Source organism: Kitasatospora sp. NPDC034533 (assembly GCF_055575155.1).
On the sequence record NZ_JBVITE010000014.1, the window covers coordinates 110737 to 126809 of the forward strand.

At 74.3% G+C, this 16073-nt stretch carries 11 protein-coding genes and 1 pseudogene; 10 read left to right on the forward strand and 2 right to left on the reverse strand.

Translation table 11 applies throughout. The features are described 5' to 3' along the window. Positions 1 to 16: 16 nt before the first annotated feature. Entirely contained in the window at positions 17 to 841 is an 825-nt protein-coding gene (locus tag ACZ55U_RS13340; protein WP_465525677.1) for an SAM-dependent methyltransferase, read from the reverse strand. A 184-nt stretch (positions 842 to 1025) separates the two neighbouring features. Here ACZ55U_RS13340 and ACZ55U_RS13345 point away from each other — a divergent pair, with 184 nt between their 5' ends. From ACZ55U_RS13345 to ACZ55U_RS13365, 5 genes and pseudogenes are all read left to right on the forward strand, one after another. Then, positions 1026 to 1859, forward strand: a complete 834-nt coding sequence (locus ACZ55U_RS13345) for a PIG-L family deacetylase (RefSeq protein WP_465525678.1) — start codon at positions 1026 to 1028, stop codon at positions 1857 to 1859. A gap of 141 nt (positions 1860 to 2000) precedes the next feature. Further along, complete coding sequence (locus tag ACZ55U_RS13350) at positions 2001 to 2945, forward strand: ABC transporter ATP-binding protein (protein ID WP_465525680.1); 945 nt, start codon at positions 2001 to 2003, stop codon at positions 2943 to 2945. After that, a complete protein-coding gene (locus tag ACZ55U_RS13355; protein ID WP_465525681.1) occupies positions 2942 to 4339 on the forward strand; it encodes an ABC transporter permease in 1398 nt (465 codons plus the stop codon). The genes ACZ55U_RS13350 and ACZ55U_RS13355 overlap by 4 nt, the downstream gene beginning before the upstream one ends. 4 nt (positions 4340 to 4343) lie before the next feature. After that, positions 4344 to 7094 (forward strand): annotated as a pseudogene (locus ACZ55U_RS13360) (bifunctional YncE family protein/alkaline phosphatase family protein). Between the two features lie 190 nt (positions 7095 to 7284). After that, positions 7285 to 7743 (forward strand): universal stress protein, encoded by a 459-nt coding sequence (locus ACZ55U_RS13365; protein WP_465525682.1) that lies wholly within the window; start codon positions 7285 to 7287, stop codon positions 7741 to 7743. An 18-nt stretch (positions 7744 to 7761) separates the two neighbouring features. Here the strand turns inward: ACZ55U_RS13365 and ACZ55U_RS13370 are convergent, their stop codons facing one another. Then, positions 7762 to 8817, reverse strand: coding sequence for a lactonase family protein (locus tag ACZ55U_RS13370; RefSeq protein WP_465525684.1), 1056 nt, complete (start codon positions 8815 to 8817; stop codon positions 7762 to 7764). Positions 8818 to 9099: 282 nt separating this feature from the next. On the opposite strand from ACZ55U_RS13370, the gene ACZ55U_RS13375 reads away from it, so the two are divergent. The 5 genes from ACZ55U_RS13375 to ACZ55U_RS13395 all read left to right on the forward strand — a co-directional run bounded on the left by ACZ55U_RS13375 (position 9100) and on the right by ACZ55U_RS13395 (position 16022). Continuing rightward, the gene (locus ACZ55U_RS13375) at positions 9100 to 10149 is read left to right on the forward strand and encodes an NAD(P)-dependent alcohol dehydrogenase (RefSeq protein ID WP_465525686.1); all 1050 of its coding nucleotides are present in this window, start codon (positions 9100 to 9102) and stop codon (positions 10147 to 10149) included. 73 nt (positions 10150 to 10222) lie between these two features. Continuing rightward, entirely contained in the window at positions 10223 to 12052 is a 1830-nt protein-coding gene (locus tag ACZ55U_RS13380) for a glycoside hydrolase family 15 protein (RefSeq protein WP_465525688.1), read from the forward strand. Next, positions 12049 to 13416, forward strand: coding sequence for a glucose-6-phosphate dehydrogenase (locus ACZ55U_RS13385; protein ID WP_465525690.1), 1368 nt, complete (start codon positions 12049 to 12051; stop codon positions 13414 to 13416). Before ACZ55U_RS13380 ends, ACZ55U_RS13385 begins: the two co-directional genes overlap by 4 nt. Before the next feature lie 9 nt (positions 13417 to 13425). Beyond that, positions 13426 to 13947, forward strand: a complete 522-nt coding sequence (locus ACZ55U_RS13390) for a gluconokinase (protein WP_465525692.1) — start codon at positions 13426 to 13428, stop codon at positions 13945 to 13947. Positions 13948 to 14669: 722 nt separating this feature from the next. Continuing rightward, entirely contained in the window at positions 14670 to 16022 is a 1353-nt protein-coding gene (locus ACZ55U_RS13395) for a serine hydrolase domain-containing protein (RefSeq protein ID WP_465525694.1), read from the forward strand. Positions 16023 to 16073 lie beyond the last annotated feature (51 nt).

Below are 16073 nucleotides of genomic sequence, written 5' to 3' on the forward strand. Positions count from 1 at the left end.
TGCCGGTTCCGGCTGTTCAGGCGACGTCCGGGACCTTGCGGGCCAGCCCGCAGGAGATCAGCCGCTCCCAGACCGAGAGATCGCCCTCCTGGGCGAGGCCGCCGCCGGGGGCCGCGTCCGGCCGCCACAGCGGGCAGGGCACCAGCCCCGGTTCGAGCAGTTCGAGGCCGTCGAACAGCCCGAGGATCTCCTCGTCGGTGCGCCAGCGGCCTCGGCCGAAGCTCTCCTGGAGCTTGCCCTCCATCCGCCTGGTCTCCTCGTTCCCGCCGGAGCGGAAGTGCGAGATGTAGACGAGGCTGCCCGGCGGCACCCGGTGCGCCCACCAGCGCACCAGGTCGGCGGGCCGCTCGGAGTCCTCGATGTGGTGCAGGACGGCGCTGAGCACGACCCCGACGGGTTCGTCGAAGTCGATCAGCCGCCGCACCTCGGGGTGGCCGAGGACCTCCCCGGGCTCGCGCAGGTCCGCCCCGATCAGGGTGGTGCGGGGGTCGGTGGCCAGCAGCGCGCGGCCGTGGGCGAGCACGGTCGGGTCGTTGTCGACGTAGACGACGCGGGCCCCGGGGGCGTGCCGGTGGGCGACCTGGTGCACGTTCTCGGCGGTGGGCAGGCCGCTGCCCAGGTCGACGAACTGGCGGATGCCGTCCTCGGCCATGGCGCCCACGGCGCGGACCAGGGCCCGGCGGTTGGCGAACGCCATGGCCGCGGAGCCGGGCAGCTCGTCGAGGAAGAAGTCGCCGACCTCGCGGTCGACGGGGTAGTTGTCCTCGCCGCCGAGCAGGTAGTCGTAGACGCGGGCGATGCTGGGCTTCGACCGGTCGATCCCGCCGGTGTGATCGGTCATGGGAACCAATCCGTCGCTGGGGTCCGTTGTCCAGCCGATCGTAGGAGAACCGTCCCGGACCGGCCCGGAACCCGACGGGTGGTGTCGGGAGGGCCCCGGCCCGGGCCGGATGCCGTGAGCGGCCGCCCGTCCCCGTGGCGCAGACTGGTGGCCGACCACACTTTCGGACCTGAGGATGGATCCCATGGCTGACCGGCCTTTGACGCTGATGGCGGTGCACGCCCACCCCGACGACGAGGCCACCGGGACGGGAGGTGTCCTCGCCCGGTACGCGGCGGAGGGCGTCCGCACGGTCCTCGTCACCTGTACCGACGGCAGGTGCGGCGACGGACCGGGAGGGGTCAAGCCGGGCGAGCCCGGCCACGACCCGGACGCCGTCGCCGCGATGCGCCGCCGGGAACTGGAGGCCAGCTGCGCGGTGCTGGGGGTCGGTCACCTGGAACTGCTGGACTACGCCGACTCCGGGATGATGGGCTGGCCGGCCAACGACGCCCCCGGGTCCTTCTGGAGCACGCCGGTGGCGGACGGCGCCGCCCGCCTCGCCGAGCTGATGCGCCACTACCGGCCCGACGTGGTCGTCACCTACGACGAGAACGGCTTCTACGGCCACCCCGACCACATCCAGGCCCACCGCATCACGATGGCCGCGGTGGAGCTGACCGGGCTGACGCCGAAGGTCTACTGGACGACGGCGCCGCGCTCGGCGATGCGGCGGTTCGGCGAGGTCATGCGGGAGTTCGGCGCGGACTGGGACGAGCCGGACGCCTCGGAGACCTCCGAGCTGCCGCCGTTCGGCCTGCCCGACGAGGAGATCACCACCTGGGTGGACACCGCCGAGTTCGGCGGCCGGAAGTTCGACGCCCTGGCCGCGCACGCCAGCCAGGGCGAGAACATCTTCTTCCTGAAGATGGGCCGGGAGCGGTTCACCGAACTGATGGGCGTGGAGACCTTCGTCCGGGTCCAGGACACCACCGGTGCTCCGCTGCCGGAGGACGACCTCTTCGCCGGCCTGCGCTGACTCCTCACGCGTCGCGGCCCCCGGCGGCCGGCACCCCGGACGGGGCGCCGGCCGCCCGCTGTTCCCCCGGTGTTCAACCGGCCGATCCTGACTGCGCCCCGTCAACGCCCTAGGTTCCCTGGGGAACTTCGAGAAGGGGCCATGAGGGAAACGCAACCTACCGTACGGGCACGGGGACTGACGAAGTGTTTCGGCGAGGTCGTGGCGCTGGAGGGCGTCGGGCTGGAGCTGGCACCCGGGCGGATCCACGGCCTGGCCGGACCGAACGGCGCCGGGAAGACCACGCTGCTCGGGCTGCTGCTCGGACTGGCCGTCGCCGACGAAGGCGTGCTGGAGGTGCTCGGCAGACCGGTCGGCCGGGCGCTGGCGGCGCCCGACGGGGTGGCCGGATTCGTGGACGGGCCCGGCCTGTACCCGTCGCTGACCGCACGGAGGAACCTGGCCGCGCTCGCCTCCCTGCGCGGCCGGGACACCCGCCCGACGCGGATCGACGAGGTGCTGGCCGAGGTCGGGCTGACCGAGGTCGCCGACGACCGGGTGCGCGGCTTCTCGCTCGGCATGCGCCAGCGGCTCGGCCTGGCCGCCGCGCTGCTCACCGAGCCCCGGCTGCTGGTGCTCGACGAACCGTCCAACGGCCTGGACCCGGCCGGCAAGCAGCACGTCCACGCGGCGCTGCGGCGGCTCGCGGACGACGGGGTCACGGTGGTGCTGTCCAGCCACCGGATGGACGACCTGGAGGCGCTCTGCGAGGAGGTCACCATCCTGGCCGCCGGGCGGGTCCGGTACTCCGGCCCGCTGGGCGGCCTCGCGGAGCGGAGCCGCGAGCTGGACCACCGGCTGCTCACCTCCGACCCGGTGGCCGCCCGGCGGGTGGCCGCCGAGGTCGCCGGGGTGCGGGTCCCGGCCGGGGCCGGGGCGGCCCGCGACGCCGGGGCCCTGGTGGTGCGCGCCTCCGGGCCGGCCGTCGAGGAACTGGTGGCCGCCCTGGTGGCCGCCGGCGTACGGGTGCGCGAGGTCGCCCCGGTGGTGCCGCCGCTGGAGGCCGCGTTCCTGGCGCTGACCGAGCAGCAGGAGGACGGGGAATGAGCACGATCACGGCCGGGCGCACGGAGGCCGCCGCCGGCGCCGCACCCGCGGCGGCACGGCCGGTGCCGGTGGGCCGGGTGTACCGCTTCGAGCTGGTCAAGCTGCTCTCGCAGTGGCGGATCAGACTGCTGACGCTGGCCTGCTGGACCGCCCCGGGGCTGTTCACGGCCGCCGTCGCCCAGCAGGGGACGCTGCCCTCCGACACGCTGTTCGGCCGCTGGATGCACGCCACCGGCTGGGCCGGGCCGCTGGTGGTGCTGGGCTTCGCCGGCTCGTGGGCGCTGCCGCTGCTGACCTCGGTGGTCGCGGGCGACGTCTTCGCCGCCGAGGACCGGCTCGGGACCTGGCGGCACCTGCTGGTGACGGTCCGTTCGCCACGGCGGATCTTCGCGGCGAAGGCGCTGGCCAGCGCCACCGTGATCGTGCTGTTGGTGGCCGGGCTGGCCGCCTCCGCCACGGTGGGCGGGCTGGCGGCGGTCGGCGACGAGCCGCTGGTCGGTGTCGACGGGCACCTGCTGCAACCGTCCGAGGCGGCCGGGAACGTCCTGCTGGCCTGGGCCTGCGCGCTGGCGCCCACCCTGGCGCTGGCCTCCCTCGGACTGCTCGGCTCCGTCCTGCTGGGCCGCTCCCCGATGGGCCTGCTGGTCCCCGCGCTGGCGGCGGTCGCGATGCAGCTCGCCCAGCTGCTGCCGCTGCCGGTGGCGCTGCGCCTGGCGCTGCCGGGCTACGCCTTCGTCTCCTGGAACGGGCTGTTCGCCGACCCGCGGCGGCTGGACGAACCGCTGATCGCGATCGCGGTCAGCCTGGTCTGGGCCGCGGTGGCGACCACGGCGGCCTGGCTGCTCTTCGCCCGCCGGGACTTCACCACCGGCAGCGAGGACGGGGCGGGGCGCCGCACCCTCGCCTTCGCGGTGGCGCCGCTGGCCGGGCTGCTCGCGCTGACCACCGGCGCGATCGCGGTGGCCACGCCCTCGACGGGCTCGGGGATCTCGCAGCAGAAGGTGCAGCAGGCGGTCGCCACCGCGTTCGCGCACCTCTACCGGTTGCAGACCGAGCAACTGCACCGCCCCGCCGTGACGGAGGAGCAGCTGCGGGCCTCGGCGGAGTGCCACCGGGGTGACGGCCAGGTCGAGCCGCAGGGCCCGGGCAACGACTGGCGCTGCGTGGTCACCTGGCACCTGCCCGGCACGGACGCCCCGGGCACGGCGGTGTACCAGCTCGACGTGGCCTCGGACGGACGGCTGACCGCCGACGGTGACGGCCCCAAGGAAGTCAACGGCTACTTCCTGGTGCACACCCCGACCGGGGACGCGCCCAACCCGCTGTGGCAGTTCGACGGTCAGGTCGGACTGCTCGCTTCCCCGAAGAACACGACGGACCCGACGAAGGGCTGACGCCATGCAGGTAACGCGTCGTCGACGCAGCCGGAACGAGCACGTGGTGGTCCTCGGCCGCCGGGTGGGCCGCCGGGCGGCCCTCGCCACGGCGTGCATCACCGCGGTGGCCGTGGCCACCGGCACGGCTTTCGCGAGCACCCAGCAGTTCGGCACCGACCAGGTCGGCCAGACCACCGCCAACGGCCTCGTCGTCTCCGGCGACCAGTACCTCGCCCCGTACGGCAGCCGGCAGGTCATCGACAACGGCAAGATCATGGGCTCCACGGTGAGCCCGGACGGCGTCCACCTGGCCGCGGCGGTCGCCGACGGCGACGCCGCGCTGGTCGTGGTGGACCTGAGGACCGGCAAGGTCCAGCAGCGCGTCGGCACCAACAAGGCGGACGAGCTGCGCATCCCGAGCGCCTCGGTCGGCCAGGAGTCCCCGGTCTACTCGCCGGACGGCAAGCAGCTGTGGCTCGGCCAGCTCGACGGCTACACCAGGTTCACCGTGCAGCCCGACGGCACCCTGGCGAGCCCGGTGGCGGTGAGGATCCCGGCCGACGGCGACAAGCACGCGCTGGCCTCCGGCGCGGTGTTCTCCGCCGACGGCTCGACGGTGTACGCGGCGGTCAACGGCCAGAACCGGGTGGTCGCGATCGACGCGGCGAGCGGCGCGGTCAGGCAGAGCTGGCCGGTCGGCAACGCGCCGCGCGGCGTGGTGCGGGTCGGCGGCAAGCTGTACGTCGGCAACGAGGGCGGGCGGACGGCCACGGCCGAGGACACCACCGTCAACTCCTACGGCACCGAGGTGGTGGCCGACCCGGTGACGGCCGCCACCACCACCGGCACGGTCAGCGTGATCGACCTCGCGAACCCGGCCGCCGCCGTCGGCTCCGTCCCCGTCGGCCTGCACCCGACGGCGGTGTACGCCAAGAACGGGGTGGTGTTCGTCGCCGACACCGCCGACGACGCCGTGTCGGTGATCGACACCGCGCGCGACGCCGTCGTCCAGACCGTCTCCACCAAGCCGTGGCCCGAGGCCTCCGTCGGCTACGAGCCCACCGCGGTGACGCTCACCGAGGACGGGCGGCTGCTGGTCACCCTCGGGCGCGCCAACGCGGTGGCCGTCTACCGCTTCACCGGCGCGCAGGAGCCGGTGAGCTACGTCGGCCTGCTGCCCACGGACTACTTCCCGGCCGAGATCGCCACCGTCGGCTCGAAGGTGATCGTCTCCAACACCCGTGGCATCGACGCCCGGCGGCCCAACAGCACCGGCGCGCACAAGACCCACGACACCACCTCCAGCCTGACCCAGTTCACGCTGCCGAGCGACAAGGAGATCCGCTCGCAGACCGACAAGGTGTTCCGGCAGAACGGCTGGACCAACAACGCGGTCAAGCTCGCGAACGGCCACAAGGCGAAGACGGAGGCGGTGCCGAAGCGGATCGGGGACCCGTGACCGATCAAGCACGTCTTCCTGATCGTCAAGGAGAACCGGACGTACGACCAGCTCTTCGGCGACGTCGCCAAGGGCAACGGCGACCCGAAGCTGGCCCAGTTCGGCGCGAACGTGACGCCCAACCAGCACGCGCTGGCCGAGCAGTTCGGGCTGTACGACAACACCTACGACATCGGCACCAACTCCGCCGAGGGCCACAACTGGCTGATGCAGGCGGACAACCCGGAGTACACCGAGTCCTCGGCCGGCGAGTACGAGCGCAGCTACGACACCGAGGACGACGCCCTGGGCCACCAGCGCTCCGGCTTCCTGTGGACGGGCGCGCAGGCGGCGGGCAGGACGGTGCGCGACTTCGGGGAGTTCCACCAGTTCCTGGACAAGCCGGCCGACGCGACCTGGCAGAACCTGTACTGCGACGCCAGGACGATGGACGAGACCGGGCAGGACAGCGCCTACGCCCTGAAGTCCTCCTCCCCGATCCCCTCGCTGAACAGCGTCTCGGTGCCCGGATTCCCCAAGTTCGACACCGACGTACCGGACCTGTACCGGTACCAGATCTGGAAGCAGGACTTCGAGCGCAACGGCCCCGCGGACCTCAACATGCTGTGGCTGTCCAGCGACCACACCGGCGGTCCGGCGAGCCCGGCCGCGCAGGTCGCCGACAACGACCTGGCGACCGGAAAGATCGTCGAGGAGATCACCCACAGCGAGTACTGGAAGGACTCGGCGATCTTCGTCGTCGAGGACGACTCCCAGGCCGGCCTGGACCACGTGGACGGCCACCGCGCCCCGATCCAGATCATCAGCCCCTGGGCGCGGCACGGCGTCGTGGACAGCCGCTACTACTCGCAGATCACCATGATCCGCACCATCGAGCAGATCCTCGGGATCAGGCCGATGAACCAGAAGGACAGCGCGGCCAGCCCGATGACCGGCGCCTTCACCGACCGGCCGGACTACACGCCGTTCACCGCGGTGCCCAACCGGACCTCGCTGACCGACGGGCTGAAGACGCCGCCCTCCTGCGGCCTCGACGTGCCGGCGGCGCAGGACGCCCGGGCGGCGGCGGTGCCGGCCACGACCGCGCCGCCGGCCGCGGAGCGGGCCGTCGCGGCCCAGTGGGACACCTGGAAGTCCCAGCAGCGGCTGACCGGCCCGAACGCGGCGCCGGACCGCGCCAACCCGGCACAGATGGAGCACCTGGTCTGGTACCAGGCGCACGACTGGGCCGCGCCGTACCCGGGCGAGAGCGCGATCCTCGCGCCGAACGACGTGCCCGGAGCGTTCCTGCCGCCGGCGGAGAACGACGGCTGATCCCGCCCGCCCCGGTTCCGGGCCCCGGGTCGCGTCTGCGGCCCGGGGCCCGTCGGCTCCCGGCCGGGCCCCGTCTGGACCTGCCGGACTGCGCACCCGGTGCGGTCGGCCCGAGGCTGGACACCGAGCCCGGTGACGGCGGACCACCGACCGGTGCGATCCCCCGCCGCCGTCGAGTCGAGGAGGAGACATGGCCGACCAGCCAGAGGGCAAGGGCCGCATCGTGGTCGGGGTGGACGGCTCGGAGTCGTCCGAGCGGGCACTGCGCTGGGCGGTGCGCCAGGCGGAGGTCACCGGCAGCGCGGTGGTGGCGGTGATCGCCTGGGAGTACCCGACGTACCACGGGGCGCGCGGCTGGTTCCCCCCGGCGGCCACCGACGAGGCGGTGCTGGAGGGCCGGGCGCGCCAGGAGGTCGCCCGGGCCGTCGAGCAGGCGGTCGGCGGGACGCCGCCGGTCGAGGTGCGCACCGAGGTGCGCTACGGCAGCCCCGCCGGGGCCCTGGTCGAGGCGGCCCGGGGAGCGGAGCTGCTGGTGGTCGGCAGCCGGGGCCTCGGGGGCTTCTCGGGGATGCTGCTGGGCTCGGTGGCCCAGCACTGCACCCGGCACGCCACCGTCCCGGTCGTGGTGGTCCGGGAGGGGGAGAGGTGAGCGGCGCGCCGGGCGCCGTCAGGCGAACAGGACGGCGGACGGCGCCGGGACGGCCAGGGAACCGGCCGGGCGGGGGGTGCCGGTGGCGCCGTCCAGGTCGAACCAGGTGACATCGCCCGAGCGTTCGTTCGCCACGTACAGCCGGGTGCCCGAGGGGTCCAGCACCAGGTCGCGCGGCCCGTGGCCGCCGCAGGGCACCGAGGCGACCACCCGCGCACGCTCGCCCGTTCCGTCGAGGGCGAGCACCACGATGGTGTCGGTGCCGCGCACGGCCGCCCACAGGAACCGGCCGTCGGCGGAGACCACCGGGGCGGACGGGGAGACCGCGTCCGCGGCCCCCTCGGCTTCCCCCGTGAGCAGCGGGACCTCCGCGACCGCTTCGAGCGCCCCGGCCGCCGCGTCCCAGCGGCAGACCGTCACGACGGGGCGCAGCTCGCCGAGCACGTAGACGTGGCGGCCGGAGGGGTGGAAGGCCAGGTGCCGGGGGCCGGTGCCGGGCGGCAGCGCCGTCCGGGCGTGCACGGTCAGCGTGCCGGCGGCCTCGTCCAGGGCGCAGACCCGCACCGAGTCGGTGCCGAGGTCGACGCTGAGCACCCAGCGCCCGGACGGGTCGGGGAGCACCTGGTGGGCGTGCCCGGCCCGCTGGCGCTCCGGGTGCGGCCCGCCGCCCTCGTGGCGCAGCACGTCGCTCGGGGGCCGCGGGGTGCCGTCGGCGGCGAGCGGCAGCACGCTGACGCTGCCGGAGCCGTAGTTGGCGGTCAGCAGGTGCCCCCGGGTGACGCACAGGTGGGTGGGGTCGTCCCCGCCGACGGGTACGGGGCCGCCGAGCGGGCGGGGCACCGGGCCGGCGACGTCGTAGGCGGTGACGGCGCCCGGCGCCGTCTCGGCGACGGCGTAGAGCACCGGAGCGCCGTCGGCCCGGCCGAGGGCGAGGTAGGACGGGTTGGCGGCGGCGACGGTGCCGACGGCGGTGAGCGCCCCCGTGCGCCGGTCCAGGGCCGTGACCACGATCCCGGGCCCGCCCCCCGAGGTGAACGACCCGACGAAGGCCCGCGCCACGTCCTGCTCCGCCACCACAAACCTCCGCTGCTCCGCCGGTACCCCGATACGCCGTCAGACGCTAGCAGGCCCGCTCCGGCGGCCCCGGCGGGGCCACGCGGGCGAGGCCCGGTGCGTCGGCCGGGCGTCTTTCACCGGAAAGCACTACTGCCGGAGCGGCCGGATCGCGCACCGGTGCGATTCCCGCGAACGTGGGACCTGTTGGCCGCGCGGCCGGCTCGGCCGCCGGGGCGGGGAGGGGCGCCGATTCGATCCGCACCGCCGCGCCGGCGGCGCGAGGGCAGGAAGGACGGGCCAGTGAAGGCCTTCGTGATGAAGGAGATCGGGCGGGTCGGCTTCCTGGAGAAGCCCGTTCCGCGGCCCGGCCCCAACGACGCCGTGGTGCGCACGACCCGGGCGCTGATCTGCACCTCCGACTCCCACACCGTCCAGGGCGGCATCGGCCCCCGGGAGAACCTGACCCTCGGGCACGAGGCGGTGGGCGTGGTGCACGAGGTGGGCGGCGAGGTGAAGGACTTCGAGCCCGGCGACCGGGTGCTGGTCGGCGCCATCACGCCCGACTGGGGCGACCTCGCCTCCCAGAACGGCCACCCCTCGCAGTCCGGCGGGCCGCTCGGCGGCTTCAAGTTCGCGAACCTGAAGGACGGGGTCTTCGCCGAGTACTTCCACGTCAACGACGCCGACGCCAACCTCGCGAAGATCCCCGACTCCATCTCCGACGCCGACGCGGTCTACTGCGCCGACATGCTCTCCACCGGCTTCATGGGCGCCGAGCACGGCGCCATCCCGATCGGCGGGACGGTGGCCGTCGTCGCCCAGGGACCGGTCGGCCTGATGGCGACGGCGGGCGCCCGGCTGCGCGGCGCCGGCCTGGTCATCGGCGTCGAGTCGGTGCCCAGCCGGCAGAAGCTCGCCCGGACGTACGGGGCGGACGAGATCGTGGACTTCACCAAGGTGGACGTGGTCGAACGGATCATGGAGCTGACCGGGGGCCGGGGCGTCGACACCGCCATCGAGGCGCTCGGCGCGGACGCGACCTTCCAGACCTGCGTCAGGATCACCAAGCCCGGCGGCACGATCTCCAACACCGGCTACTACGGCGAGGGCGAGTTCGTCCGCATCCCGCGCGTCGAGTGGGGCGTCGGCATGGCGGACAAGACGATCGCGACCGGGCTCTGTCCGGGCGGCCGGCTGCGGATGGAGCGGCTGCTGCGGGTGCTGGAGGGCCGGCGCGTGGACCCCTCGCACCTGACCACCCACGAGTTCCGCTTCGACGACATGGAGCGGGCCTTCGAGGTGTCGGACAAGAAGCTGGAGGACGTCGTGAAGGTGATGATCACCTTCTAGCCGGCCCGCTCCGGACCCGGGACGCGACGTCCCGTTCGATCGCCCCCCTTCGGTGCTGCGGAAACGAGGCGGCATGTACGACCCCGATCCACCGTTCCGGCCGGTCCGCCGGCGGCAGGGCTACCCGCCGCTGGAGGACCTCGGCCTGATCGGCAACGGCACCACCGCCGCGCTGGTCGGCCTGGACGGCGCCATCCCGTGGCTGTGCCTGCCCCGGTTCGACTCCGAGCCGCTGTTCTGCGGCCTGCTGGACCACGCGCGCGGCGGGCACTTCACCCTCGCGCCGGAGGACCTGGTGGAAGCCCGGCAGCGCTACGAACCGGACACGGGCGTGCTGACCACCGAACTGCGCGGCCCCACCGGCCTGGTGCGGATCACCGACGCGCTGACGGTGCGCTCCGGCGCCGACCTCACCGACGACGCGCCGGCCGGCCGCGGCGAACTCGTGCGCTCCGCCGTGGTGCTGGACGGCACCGTCCGGCTGCGGGCGGAGCTGGAGCCGCGCGGCGGCGCCCTGGCCCAGGCCCTGTTCAGCGGACTGGAGGTGCGCCCGCACCGCCGCCCGGACCTGCGGCTGCACCTGCGCTCCAACCGCCCGCTGTCCGGCCTGCGCAGCACCCACGACCTGCGCCAGGGCGAACGGCTGGACCTGGTGCTGTCCTGGGGCCGCTTCCACCGCCACCACCGGTTCGACGCCGACGCGACCCTGAAGGGCACCGCCGAGGCCTGGCGCCGCTGGATGCGGCACTTCGACTACGCCGGCCCCCAGGAACCCCTGGTGCGGCGCGCCGCCATCACGCTCAAGCTCTGCGACGACTGGGCCAACGGCTCGCTGGTCGCCGCGCCCACCTCCTCGCTGCCCGCGCCGATCGGCGGCGTCCGCAACTGGGACTACCGCTACAGCTGGATCCGTGACGCGGCGTTCGCCGTGTTCGCGCTGCGCCGCATCGGCTTCCGCGGCGAGGCCGACGCCTTCCTCGGCTGGGTCCTGGACGCCTTCGAGGCCAGCCGGCGCCCCCGGATCATGTACGACCTGCGCGGCGGCCCGGTGCCCGACGAGGTCGAGGACGGCGAACTGGAGGGTTACCGGCGCTCCGGCCCGGTGCGCTGGGGCAACGGGGCGGCCGACCAGCGCCAGCACGACGTCTACGGCGAGATCCTGGACTGCGCGGACCAGTGGCTGCGGGCCGGCGGCGAGATCCAGCCCGCCCTGTGGGCCAGCCTGGCCGGGCTGGCCGACTCCGCCGAGCAGGCCTGGCGGCAGCCGGACCAGGGGATCTGGGAGGTGCGCAGCGAGGGCCGGGTGTTCACCTACTCGGCCGGGCTCTGCCAGGTCGCCCTGGACCGGGCCGCGCAGATCGGCGAGCGGCTCGGGCTGCGCACCGGGACGGACCGGTGGCGGGCCTCGGCCGAGCAGCTGCGCCGGCTCATCCTGGAGCAGTCCTGGGACGAGGGCGCGAAGACACTCAGCGCCCATCTGGACGGCGGCGGCACGCTGGACGCGAGCCTGCTGGCGCTCCCGCTGCGCCAGGTGGTGCCGGCCGACCACCCGAGGATGGTCGCGACCGCCGCGGCCGTCGCCGAGCGGCTGTCGGCGGGCGGCGGGCTGCTCTACCGCTACCTGCACGAGGAGTCCCCGGACGGCCTGCCCGGCGACGAAGGGGCCTTCGTGCTGTGCAGCTTCTGGCTGGTCGACAACCTGATCGGCCAGGGCCGGATCGGCGAGGCCGAGGAGCTGTACACCTCGCTGTGCTCCCGGGCGAGCCCGCTGGGGCTGATGTCCGAACAGATCGACCCGTCCACAGGAGAGTTCATGGGCAACTTCCCCCAGGCGTTCAGCCACATCGGGATCATCGCCGGCGGCGTGAGCCTGGCCCGGGCGAAGGCGGGTGGGCGAGGATGATCGACCGACTGGCCGTCCTCGGCGCGACGGGCGACCTCACCGCCCGCTTCCTGCTGCCGGCGCTGGCCGCCCTGCGGGCGTCCGGGCAGACCGGCGACCACCTCAAGGTGACCGCGGCGAGCCGGGAGGACTGGCCCACCGAGCACTACCGGGAGTGGGCCGCCACCCAGCTGGAGCGGCACGGCGGCGAGCACCCGCAGGAGGCCCGGGAGGCGGTGGTGGCCTCGCTGCGCTACCTGCGGGCCGATGTCACCAGCCCCGCCGACGTGGCCGCCGTGGTCGCCGGGGAGGGGCCGGTCGCCGTCTACCTCGCGCTGCCGCCGGCGCTCTTCCCGTCCGTGATCACCGCGCTGCACGAGGCGGGCCTGCCGGCCAGCAGCCGGATCGTCCTGGAGAAGCCGTTCGGCGAGGACCTGGCCGGCGCGCAGCGGCTGAACGGGCTGCTCGCGGACCTGCTGCCGGAGCGGGCGGTGTTCCGGGTCGACCACTTCCTGGCCATGACGACCGTCCAGAACGTCCTGGGCAGCCGGCTGGCGAACCGGGTGCTGGAGCCGATCTGGAACAGCACCCACATCGAGCGGGTGGACATCGTCTGGGACGAGACCCTGGCGCTGGAGGGGCGGGCCGGGTACTACGACCACGTCGGCGCGCTCAAGGACATGGTGCAGAACCACCTCCTCCAGCTGCTCTGCCTGGTCGCCATGGAGCCGCCGATCACGCTGGGCGAGCGGGACCTGCGGGACCGCAAGGTGGACGTGCTGCGCTCGGTGCGGCCGCTGACCGAGCAGGACGTGGCGCGGCGCACCCGGCGGGCGCGCTACCTGCCCGGCCGGATCGGGGACCGGGAGGTGCCCGCGTACGTCGACGAGGAGGGGGTGGCCCCCAAGCGCCGCACCGAGACCTTCGCCGAGGTGGAGCTGGAGCTGGACAGCTGGCGCTGGTCCGGGACGCTGTTCCGGCTGCGCAGCGGCAAGGCGCTCGGGGCGGACCGCAAGGAGGTCGCGGTGCACTTCCGCCCGGTGCCGCACCTGCCGTTCGGCCACCACGGGGAGGCGCTGCCCAACGTGCTGCGCTTCGAGCTGGAGCCGGAGGGGCTGACCCTGGACCTGACGGGCATCGGCGCCCACGCCCACGAGCTGGCGCCGCTCTCGCTGACCGCGCGGATGGAGCCGCAGGAGCTGCCCGCCTACGGCCGGCTGCTGCTGGACGTGCTGAACGGGGATCCGGCGCTGTCCATCCGGGGGGACGAGGCGGAGGAGGCCTGGCGGGTCCTGGAGCCGGTGCTCGACGCCTGGGACCGGGACCTGGTGCCGCTGGAGGAGTACCCGGCGGGCTCGCAGGGGCCGCCGCCCCGGCAGCGGTAGGGGCGGCCGATGTCCCCGGGGACGGACCGTCCGTACGTCGTGGTGATGGGGGTCGCCGGCACCGGCAAGTCGACGGTGGCACGGATGCTCGCGCAGCGGCTGGCGCTCCCCTTCGCGGACGGGGACGACTTCCACCGGCCGGACTCCATCGCCCGGATGGCGGCCGGCATCCCGCTCGACGACGCCCGGCGCCAGCCCTGGCTGAGGGCGATCGGGGGGTGGCTGCGCGACCGGCAGGCGGCGGGCACCGGCGGCGTGGTCACCTGCTCGGCGCTGAAGCGGCGCTACCGGGACACCCTGCGGTCGGCCTGCCCGGACGCCTTCTTCCTGCACCTGACGGGCAGCCACGACCTGCTGGCGTCGAGGCTGCACCGCCGCCGGGGCCACTTCATGCCGACCTCGCTGCTGGACTCGCAGCTCGCCGTGCTGGAGCCGCTGGAGCCGGACGAGCGGGGCGCGGCGCTGGACGTCGGCCCGGCTCCCGAGCTGATCGTCGACGCGGCGGCGGGGTTGCTCTCCTCCGGGAGCTGATCCCACGTCCGTCGCTTTCCGGCACGGGAATCACAGCCGTCCCAGGCGTCCGGGAAATCACTCGAACATTTCCACGAATGCCTGTTCGATCTGTTCGGAAGATGTGGACGTCACGTTTTCGGCCAAAGAAATTCTCATCTTCCCCGGGTGCTCCAGGTGTGCTCAGGAGTCGCACCTGGGATTTTGTGGTTCCGATTACCTCGGCAGGCGCGGGCGGTCGCTTTCCGTTCAATCGGAAGGGGTTGCGATCGGCTGACCCGGCGGTGAAGACTGTTGCGCGTTCGCCGTCCGGGCGTTCGTCGTTCAGGCGTTCGGACGGCGCGGATTGTGCAAAAAGGGGGATCGACATGCCGGAGACGGCAACCACGCAGGTCGGGGCCGTGGCGACGGCCGGTCGGCGGGGGCCGGGATTCTGTCCGGCCGCACCGGCGGGGTAGGTTTTCGGGCGTTCGCGGTTCACCGTGCGGCGTTCCCGGGTCCGCCGAAGTCCGAACGGCGTGGAATTCGGGTCGCATTCGCACCGCCCGTTCCGGACGCGTACGGGCAGGGGCCGAACGGCGCCCTGCCGCCGGGCGCTCCGGCCGATTCCACACGCTCCGCCCCGCGCCGCGCGACGACCGCGGCCGGGAATTCTCCGTCGCGTCGTACTCCGATCCTCAATTCCGCCGCGGGCGCCCGTGCGCCGACGGCGGCAGAGAACCAGTCAACGGGAGCTTCCGCCCATGCCGTACCCCAGATCGGCGCCCACCCGCGAGCGGGCGCCGCTGCTCCTCCTGCGCGGCGAGTTGCAGGACCGGCTCGACGCGCTGGCGCGCGCCCACCGGGTGCCCGGTGCCCAACTGGTGCTGGACACCGGCTCGGAGACCGTCGCCCTGCACACCGGGGTGGCCGACGCCGGCACCGGGGAGCGCCTCACCGCGGACACCGCCGTGCCGGTGGGATCGCTCACCAAGCCCTACACGGCCGCGCTGGTGATGCTGCTCGCCGAGGACGGCGACCTCGACCTCGACGAACCGGCCGCCGAGCACCTGCCGGAACTCCGGCAACTGCCCGAAGTAACGATTCGCCATCTCCTGGGTCACACCGGCGGACTGCCCACCGGACCGGACTCCGACGCCGCCTCCCGGACCACCGCGGCGCGCTACCTGTCCGCCGTCTGCACCGCCGAGGACGCCCTCTTCCCGCCCGGGACGGACTTCTCCTACTCCAACGCCGGCTACGTCGCCGCCGGGCGCCTGGTGGAGACGGTGACCGGGATGTCCTGGCACGAGGCGGTGCGCGCCCTGCTGCTCGAACCCTTCGGCACCGAACCGGTGTTCGTCGGCACCGCCGCCCCCGGGCGCCCCGTCGCCGCCGGACACGCGCTCAACGCAGCCACCGGCCGGGCCCGGGCGGTGCGGCAGAACCTGGCCCCGCTGGAGGCCCCGGCCGGCGCCCTGCTGGCGAGCGCCACCGACCTCGCCGCGCTCGGCGCCGCCCTGGTGGGCCGGTCCAAGGCGCTGCCCCCGGACCTCGCCGAGCGGATGCGCCGGCCCCAGCCCGGCGCCCGGCCGGGCGCGCTCGCCGACGGCTGGGGCGCCGGCGTCGCGCTCTACCGGCACGGCGGGCAGTGGTGGTGCGGCCACGACGGCAACGCCATGGGCACCTCCTGCCACCTGCGGGCCGACCCGGACAGCGGCCTGGTGGTGGCCTTCACCGGCAACGCCGGCGCCGCCACCGCGCTCTGGCGCGAACTCGCGGCCGAACTGGCGGAGTCGACCGGCGTGCGGGTGCCCGCCGCGATCGAACCGGTCGGCGCGGGCGAGAGCGTCGCGCTGCCCGAGTGCGCGGGGGAGTACCGCAACGGCACCCTCCGCTACCGGGTCGAGGCGGCCGGAGCCGGACCGGTCACCCTCTCGGTGGACGGCGACCCGCCGATCCCGCTGCGCTGCTACGCCGACCTCTCCTACGACCTGGTCGCGCCCGACACCGGCCGCCCCGAGCCCGGCGGGAGCTTCCACCGGGACCCGGCCACCGGCCGGATCGACCGGGTGCAGGTCTCCGGGCGCACGGCCCGGCGTACTGCCTCCGGCTGAGCCGCCGCGCCGACCGGACCGGCTCCGGCTGAGCCGCCGCACCCGCCGTAC